Source organism: Janthinobacterium sp., from assembly GCF_009923995.1.
GTDB lineage: Bacteria > Pseudomonadota > Gammaproteobacteria > Burkholderiales > Burkholderiaceae_D > Janthinobacterium.
The window spans coordinates 1-7497 of sequence record NZ_RFSK01000111.1; the positions used below are offsets into that span (position 1 = coordinate 1).

General features: G+C 65.7%; 9 protein-coding genes and 1 riboswitch. Of the genes, 4 read left to right on the forward strand and 5 right to left on the reverse strand.

The window, feature by feature from the left end; translation table 11 throughout:
* Positions 1-82 precede the first annotated feature (82 nt).
* Entirely contained in the window at positions 83-205 is a 123-nt protein-coding gene (locus EBS11_RS27535) for a hypothetical protein (protein WP_290608574.1), read from the forward strand.
* Positions 206-249: 44 nt separating this feature from the next.
* Here the strand turns inward: EBS11_RS27535 and EBS11_RS27540 are convergent, their stop codons facing one another.
* Entirely contained in the window at positions 250-729 is a 480-nt protein-coding gene (locus tag EBS11_RS27540) for an Imm26 family immunity protein (RefSeq protein WP_290608556.1), read from the reverse strand.
* Between the two features lie 93 nt (positions 730-822).
* The gene (locus EBS11_RS27545; protein ID WP_290608558.1) at positions 823-1128 is read right to left on the reverse strand and encodes a hypothetical protein; all 306 of its coding nucleotides are present in this window, start codon (positions 1126-1128) and stop codon (positions 823-825) included.
* 148 nt (positions 1129-1276) lie between these two features.
* Here EBS11_RS27545 and EBS11_RS27550 point away from each other — a divergent pair, with 148 nt between their 5' ends.
* Together EBS11_RS27550 and EBS11_RS27555 are read left to right on the forward strand one after the other, a co-directional pair.
* Positions 1277-2434 (forward strand): iron-containing alcohol dehydrogenase, encoded by a 1158-nt coding sequence (locus EBS11_RS27550; RefSeq protein WP_290608559.1) that lies wholly within the window; start codon positions 1277-1279, stop codon positions 2432-2434.
* A 66-nt stretch (positions 2435-2500) separates the two neighbouring features.
* Positions 2501-2598, forward strand: a riboswitch (TPP riboswitch).
* Between the two features lie 85 nt (positions 2599-2683).
* Positions 2684-4861: a TonB-dependent siderophore receptor gene (locus EBS11_RS27555; RefSeq protein WP_290608561.1), complete on the forward strand. Its 2178-nt coding sequence runs from the start codon at positions 2684-2686 to the stop codon at positions 4859-4861.
* On the opposite strand, the gene EBS11_RS27560 is transcribed toward EBS11_RS27555, so the two are convergent.
* The 3 genes from EBS11_RS27560 to EBS11_RS27570 form a co-directional block, all read right to left on the reverse strand.
* Positions 4858-5409: an ATP-binding protein gene (locus EBS11_RS27560; protein ID WP_290608563.1), complete on the reverse strand. Its 552-nt coding sequence runs from the start codon at positions 5407-5409 to the stop codon at positions 4858-4860. The two genes, EBS11_RS27555 and EBS11_RS27560, sit on opposite strands and share 4 nt — an antisense overlap.
* Positions 5406-6017 carry a nicotinamide riboside transporter PnuC gene (gene pnuC, locus EBS11_RS27565; protein WP_290608565.1) on the reverse strand — a complete coding sequence of 204 codons (612 nt, stop codon included), beginning with the start codon at positions 6015-6017 and terminating at the stop codon, positions 5406-5408. The genes EBS11_RS27560 and pnuC overlap by 4 nt, the downstream gene beginning before the upstream one ends.
* 113 nt (positions 6018-6130) lie before the next feature.
* Positions 6131-6664: a DUF2867 domain-containing protein gene (locus EBS11_RS27570; protein WP_290608567.1), complete on the reverse strand. Its 534-nt coding sequence runs from the start codon at positions 6662-6664 to the stop codon at positions 6131-6133.
* Positions 6665-6731: 67 nt separating this feature from the next.
* Here EBS11_RS27570 and EBS11_RS27575 point away from each other — a divergent pair, with 67 nt between their 5' ends.
* Positions 6732-7364: a TetR/AcrR family transcriptional regulator gene (locus EBS11_RS27575; RefSeq protein ID WP_290608569.1), complete on the forward strand. Its 633-nt coding sequence runs from the start codon at positions 6732-6734 to the stop codon at positions 7362-7364.
* Positions 7365-7497: the final 133 nt, after the last annotated feature.

Sequence of the window (7497 nt, forward strand, 5' to 3'; positions counted from 1 at the left end):
TGCAGGTGCGCAACCGCGAAGGCGGCGGCCTGGCGTTCCAGATCAGTTTGCCGGCGGTGTAGGAGACACCCGGCGCAGGCAGGTGGACGATCGTCTCGGCCTGGCCATCGTCGACCGCGTCCTGCTGCGCCACGGCGCCGAACTGCAGGTGCGCAACCGCGAAGGCGGCGGCCTGGCGTTCCAGATCAGTTTGCCGGCGGTGTAGGCCGGCATGCCGGGGTCAGTCCCGTCGGGCCTGACCCCGCGCCATCAGGCGGACGCCTGCTCCTGCGCCAGCAATTTATTCATCAGCAATTCCGTCGCCCCGTAGCCGTACAGGGAATCGCTTTCCATGCCCGGCGTGTCGAAAGGGATCGATTCTTCGCGGTCCAGCTTGGCCGGGTCCGCGTCCGCATAGCTGGCGCGCCAGGCGCGCTGCAGGGATTCGTTGCGGCGGATGAAGGCGGGCATGGGCCAGGCGTCGCGCTCCCAGTGGCGGCTGTCGCCCAGCAGGGGCCAGCGCTCGTTGAGCAGGGCCATGTCGCCCGTGCGCAGGCGGCGCACGGCCTGTTCCGGCCGCAAGCCTTCCAGTTCGTCCAGGCCCGGCAAGGTATCGCGCTTCGGCCCGAACATATACGCCAGCATGATGCGTCCGGCAGGCGCCGTGCGCGCCACCACGCCGACGGCATAGCCGCCGCCCGGCAGGGGCACGGCAAACCAGCTGCCTTCTCGGTATGGTAATGATTTCATTTCTGCAAACTCCCCCAAAATCGTGATCGGGGCACAGTCTACGCGAAACGGCGCCGGGGTGGCGTATGGTACGCCACAGCAACAAACCAATAGTTACAGCACGTTCTGATCGTAATGGTACTGCGCCACGATGGGACCCGCCTTGAACAGCGCTTCCTTCATTTCCTTGTCCAGGCGGGCGTCGCGGCGGCGCATCCATTCCAGCAGCATGGCCACTTCCTTGCGGCTCGTGTCGCCCGCATGGGCCAGCACGCGGCGTAGTTCCGGGTCCGTGCAGGCCTCGAAGCGCTGGCTGTTCAGGTCCAGCGCCTGCAGCGCGGCGATGGCGGCGCCGATGGCGCGGTGCATGTCCAGCGCCGTGGCGGGCAGGTCGGATTCTTCCAGTGGGAGGGTGGTCATGCGCATTCCTTTTCGCGTGGTGGGTGACATCGGCTGCATTCTCCGCCGCGCGGGCGAAAAGCTCAAGCGTCCACGACACGATTCCACCCGTTCGGCCATAATCATGGCTCGGCAGCAGCCTACCCTACACATCCGCAGCGGGAGCCCCATGTTCAATTTCGACTTTTACAATCCAACGCAAATCCTCTTCGGCCAGGGCCAGATCGCCGGCATCGCGGCCCTGATCCCGCCCGGGGCCAGAGTACTCATGACCTACGGCGGCGGCAGCATCAAGCAGAACGGCGTCTACGATGAAGTCCGGGCGGCGCTGGCCGGCCACACGGTGCTGGAATTTGCCGGCATCGAACCCAATCCCAGCTATGAAACGCTGATGCAGGCCGTGGCCCTCGTGAAAAGCGAGCGCATCGACTTCCTGCTGGCCGTCGGCGGCGGTTCCGTGGTCGACGGCACCAAGTTCATCGCCGCCGCCGCCCTGCACGACGGCGAGGCCTGGGACATCCTGGCCAAGGGCGGCAAGATCGTCGAAGCCGCCCTGCCCTTCGGCACGGTCCTGACCTTGCCGGCGACGGGTTCGGAAATGAATGGCTCGGCCGTGATCACGCGCAAGGCGACGCAGGAAAAGCGCTCCTTCATGAGCCGCAAGGTGTATCCTAAATTTTCCGTGCTGGACCCCACGAAAACGTTTACCTTGCCGCTGCGCCAGGTGGGCAACGGCGTCGTCGATGCGTTTGCGCACGTGATGGAGCAATACCTGACCTACCCCGTCAATGCCTCCGTGCAGGACCGCTTCGCCGAAGGCATTTTGCTGACCCTGATCGAGGAAGGACCGAAGGCCCTGTCGCAGCCGGACGACTACGATGTGCGCGCCAACGTGATGTGGAGCGCCACCCTGGCCTTGAACGGCCTGATCGGCGTGGGCGTGCCGCAGGACTGGTCCACGCACGCCATCGGCCACGAATTGACGGCCCTGTACGAACTCGACCACGCGCAGACCCTGGCCATCATCCTGCCCAGCATGCTGCGCGTGCGCAAGCAGGCCAAGCGCGCCAAGCTGCTGCAGTACGCGGCCCGCGTGTGGGGCCTCGATGGCGGCGACGAGGATGGCCGCATCGAGGCCGCCATCGCCCGCACGGAATTCTTCTTCCGCCACATGGGCGTCAAGACGCGCCTGGCCGACTACGGCCTGAACCATGCCAGCGTGGACGCCGTCGTGTCCGCCCTGGAAGCGCACGGCATGACGGCCCTGGGCGAGCAGCGCGAGGTGACGCCGGAAGTCAGCCGCAAGGTGCTGGAACTGAGTCTGTAGTTTCGCACGACACTGTTGTAAAACGGTCAGCCAGGGGGACAGCTGGCCGTGGTTCATGCTAAGCTGTCATTTCGCTAGGGGTCCTGGAGCTGTCATCCGGGTGAGAGATACCCTTCGTACCTGATCTGGATAATGCCAGCGAAGGAAAGCGCAAAGTACCTCCCTCCTTTGATAGCTCCTGCGTTGGCGCCAGCCGAACAAGCAGCCTGCCGTGCTCTTTCCCGAGACGGCCTGAACCACGAGCAATCTATGTCCACACCGAATTTATCTGCGCATTTTTCCCGTCCTGTATTGACCCTGGCCATCCTGCACGCGTTTGCCGCGCCCGCCCTGGCTGCCGACACCGTCGGCGAAGCCGCCGAGCCACAGTCCCAAAGCATGGCCGAAGTGGTCGTCACGGCCAGCAAGGCCCCGGCCGCCAAGCGCGCCTCCGTCGGCGGCTTTGCCGATGCGCCGCTGCTGCAGACGCCGGCCGCCGTCACCGTGATCGGGCAAAAAGAGCTGCAAGACTTGCAAATCCGCAACCTCAGCGACGCCGTCAAGCTGGACGCCAGCATCAACGATTCCTACAACGCCGTCGGCTATGCGGAGCAATTCACCATCCGCGGCTTTGAACTCGACAACAATTCCAGCTACCGCAAGGATGGCGTGGCCATTCCCGGCGACACGCAGATTCCGCTGGAAAACAAGGAACGCATCGAAGTGCTGAAAGGCCTGGCCGGCTTGCAGGCAGGCATGGCCGCGCCGGGCGGCGTGATCGACTTCATCGTCAAGCGCCCCACCGCCGCCCCGCTGCGCACCGTCACCGTGGAAGCGCGCGAGCGGGGCACCCTGTACGGCGCCGTCGACCTGGGCGGCCGCCTGGAAGACCGGCGCTTCGGCTACCGCGTCAACGTGGCGGCCGAGCGCCTGCGCTCCTACATCCAGGGCGCCGACGGCAACCGCAAGTTCATTTCCGGCGCCTTCGACTGGCAGATTTCGCCCCAGGCCCTGCTGCAGCTCGATGCCGACTACCAGGACAAGGCGCAGGTGACGGCGCCCGGCTTCCAGCTGCTGAGCAATGGCAGCCTGCCGGCGAACGTCAGCGCCGACACCATGCTCAACAAGCAGCCGTGGACGCATCCGGTGGAAACCGTCACCAGCAACCTGGGCCTGCGCTTCCAGTACGCCTTCAATGACGACTGGCACGCCACCCTCTCGGCCAACCAGCACTCGTTCAAGCGCGACGACTACACGGCGTATCCGTATGGCTGCAGCCCGGAAGGCTGGAACCCCGTGTTCTGCAGCAATGGCGATTTTTCCGTATGGGACTTCCGCAGCCTCGGTGAAACGAAAAAGCCCCTGAGCGCGCAAGCCATGCTCCAGGGCAAGTTCGCCACGGGCAGCCTGCGCCATGAATTCACGGCCGGCGTATCGTATTTCAACCGCAAGGACCGCGCCGGCCTGTACGTCTATGATGAAGTGGGCATCAGCAACATCTACCACCCCGTCGTCGTGGCCCCGTCCACTGGCGTCACGGGCCCCGTGCGCCTGGTGCGCAACGACAAGGAAAAATCCGTCTTCGTGCAGGACATCGTCAGCCTGGGCCAGAACTGGAAACTGCATGGCGGCTTGCGTCATATCGATGTGGACGGCTACCAGTACGTGCTGAAGGCAGCGACGGAAATCCGCGCCAAACACGACTTCCTGCTGCCCAACGTGGCGCTGGTGTACAACCCGCAAGACAATATCGCCGTGTATGCATCCTACTCGCACGGCATGGAACATGGCGGCACGGCCGACCGCTATGCCAACAATGCCAACGTGGAACTGACGCCGAGCCGCTCGAAACAGCTGGAGTTCGGCGTGAAGGCGGATGTGACGGCGGACCTCATGGTCGCGGCCAGCCTGTTCCAGATCCGCAAGGGCCTGGAATTCAACCAGTACCTCGACAGCAGCATGAGCACCTACAACTTCGTGCGCGCAGGCCAGGCCCAGCACCGCGGCCTGGAACTGTCGGCCCAGGGCAAGGCCAGCGCCAACCTGAGCCTGGGCGCCTCGCTCACGGCCCTGAACAGCCAGCAGTCCGGCACGGGCAATGCGGACCTGGACGGCAAGCGCGTGCCCAACGTGCCGGCCCTGAAGGCGGCCGTGCGCGCCGACTATGCCGTGCCGCAGGTGGCGGGCCTGAACGTGAATGGCAGCTGGGAATATGCGGGCAAGAAGGCCTTTGAATTCAGCAACACCACCTTCGTGCCCTCGTACAGCGTGTTCAACCTCGGTGCCGCCTATGCCACGCGCCTGGCGGGCACGCCGGCCGTGCTGCGCGCCACCGTCAACAACGTGACGGACAAGTTCTACTGGCGCGACGTGACGCCGGATGCGGGCGGCTACCTGTTCCCGGGCGCCAGCCGCACCTTCAAGGTATCGGCGCAGTTCGACTTCTAAGCGGGGGGATGGGCAGGCGCCGCAGCGAGCGCCTGCTGCAGCAGGGGCGCCGCCTGGGCCAGGCGCGCCTCCAGGCTGTCGTGCAGCACGTGGTAGGCGATGCCGCGCGTATCGAGCTCGTCGAGCAGCAGGCGGTAGATCAGCTGGCGCACGGCTTCCGACTCGCGCTGCAGGCCATCGGCCACCCACGGACTGTCGGGCGCCGTCACCAGCGTCAGGTCGTACTGCGTGGCAGCGGCCAGGGCCGCCAGCCGCGCATCGGCGCCGCCAAAATAATGGCGGCTGTAGACCACCGTCATCAACGGCGTCGTGTCGCAGAACAGGAAGCGCTTCGCGTGCGCGGCAGCGGCCGCCTCGCGCTCGACTTGCGTTAGCGCAATCCCATACTGGTCTTCCGCGACGGGCACCCTGCCCTGGCTTTCCACGAATTCACGCAGGTATTCCGGTACCCAGACGCTGCCGTAGCGCTCGGCCAGCGCGGCCGCCAGGGTCGACTTGCCCGACGATTCCGCGCCCAGGATGGCCACGCGCACGCAGTGCGCCGTCACTTGAGGACCATCGCGCCGGGCGCGGCCGGCGCCGACTTGCGCCACGCCAGCAGGCCGATGACGGCCATCACGACGAAGAAGGCATACAGGACGGCCGTCAGGGTCAGGCCCTTGTGCACGTACAGCCACACATACAGCACGTCGACGATGATCCAGGCGACCCAGTTTTCCAGTTTCTTGCGCGACAGCAGGAACTGTCCCACCAGGCTGCCGGCCGTGAGGAAGCCGTCCGCGTGCGGCACGTCCGTGTCCGTCGTCGTCAGCAGCCAGGCGATGAGCAGGAAGCCCGCCAGCCAGCCCGCGGCGCAGGCTAGCCAGCCCCGTCCGTCCAGGCGCGTGACGGGCAGGGTCTTGCCGCCGCTGGCCGGGTGCAGCCACTGGTACCAGCCCCAGAACGAGACGCTGATGAACAGCAGCTGCAGGGCCATGTCGCCATACAGGCGCGACTCGAAGAACACGAAGCCATAGGCGGCAGAGGAAATGATGGCGAACAGCCACGCCCAATGATTCTGGCGGATGTTCAGCGCCACGGTTGTCAGTGCCAGGACAAAGGAAATCAGTTCAAGCGGCGTGGTGGCAAAACCCAGCAGTAGCAGCGTATCGTTCATGAGATCGGAAAGGGAGGCGGGGGATGAGGCTGGTGGCGCAGTATGCAATACCGGGCATGAATAAGCAAGATTGCCCCTGCCGTCCTCGCCCCTGCCGTCGTCCTGCTTCCCGCTCAGGCGAAGCCGCGCCTGGCCGCGCGCGCCAGCGAGCGCCGCACGATCAGCTTGTGGAACGGCCGGATCAGCAGGATGTAGGCGCGCCCCACCCCGTTATGGCAATGCACGACGCTGGAAACAGTCACGCTGCCATGCCGTCCCACATTCCTGTCGCGCAGCACCGACAGGCGGAAATCGAGGTGGCTGTCATCCTCGCCCAGGATGATCTCGTCGTCGCTGACGCTATAAATGCGGAAGATGCCGATGCGCTTGCCTGGCTTGGCTTCCAGCTGTTTCGCCGTCTGGATGCCGAAGCGCGCGACGATGGCGTCGCGCAGCACCATCAGCTTGCGCGCCCAGCCCGGCTGGCTGCCCAGCACGATGCGCGCCAGGCCGGGCATGTCCATCTGCCGCGCCTGCGCCGTGGGCAAGGCGACGGCATAGGCGTCAGCCAGGTTGCTTCCAGCATACAGGGGCGCGATGCCGGCGCCGGGCGGCAAGGCCACGGCGCGTACCGCCTCGTGCTGGACCAGCTTGTTCATCTCTTGCATGCGATCTCCATGTTTTCAGTGATAACATGGTCATCATACACGACAATGTGAACAGCATTAACATTCAATGACTACAGCAACGGGCAACACCAGCACCTATCACCACGGCAACCTGCGCGACACCCTGCTCGCCGCCGCCATCGCCCAGTTGGCGCAACAGAGCGACGCCGCCCTCTCGCTGCGCGAACTGGCCCGCACGGCGGGCGTGTCGGTCGCCGCCGTGTACCGCCACTTCCCCAGCAAGGAAGCCCTGCTGGCCGAGGTGGCCGCGGCCGGCTTCGCCAGCCTGGTCGCCAAATGGGAAACGGAATTGCCGCCGCCGGGCAGCCTGCCGGCCGAGCAGCGTTTCCAGCTGCTGGGCCAGCAATACATCGAATTCGCCCTGGCCGCGCCCGCCCACTACCGGCTGATGTTCGAGCACCAGGACGTGCGCCAGTTCCCCGTACTGCAGGCGGCGGCGCAGGCCTGCTTCCAGTACGTGCTGCAAACGGCGGGCGCGGCCGTGCGCGAGGCGGGCGCCGACCCGCGCTGGGAACGCGCCGCCGCCAGCGCCGGCTGGTCGCTGGGCCACGGCTACGTCATGCTGCTCCTGAGCGGCCGCCTGGCCATGACGGACGGCGGCGACGAGCTGTCGCCGGCCATGGTGCCGCGCTTTTTCCAATTGCCGGTGGAGGCGCTGACGCCGGCACCGCTGTCCTGAATCCTGTCCATCTCCCTTATGACAGAGATCGTGAACGTCAAGCGTCAGACGGGATCTGAAGGGACGCATCCATCAAATGCCACGTCACCTCGTCGTCAGGCAAATCGAGCAGCCAGTCGCGGCGCGGTTGCGG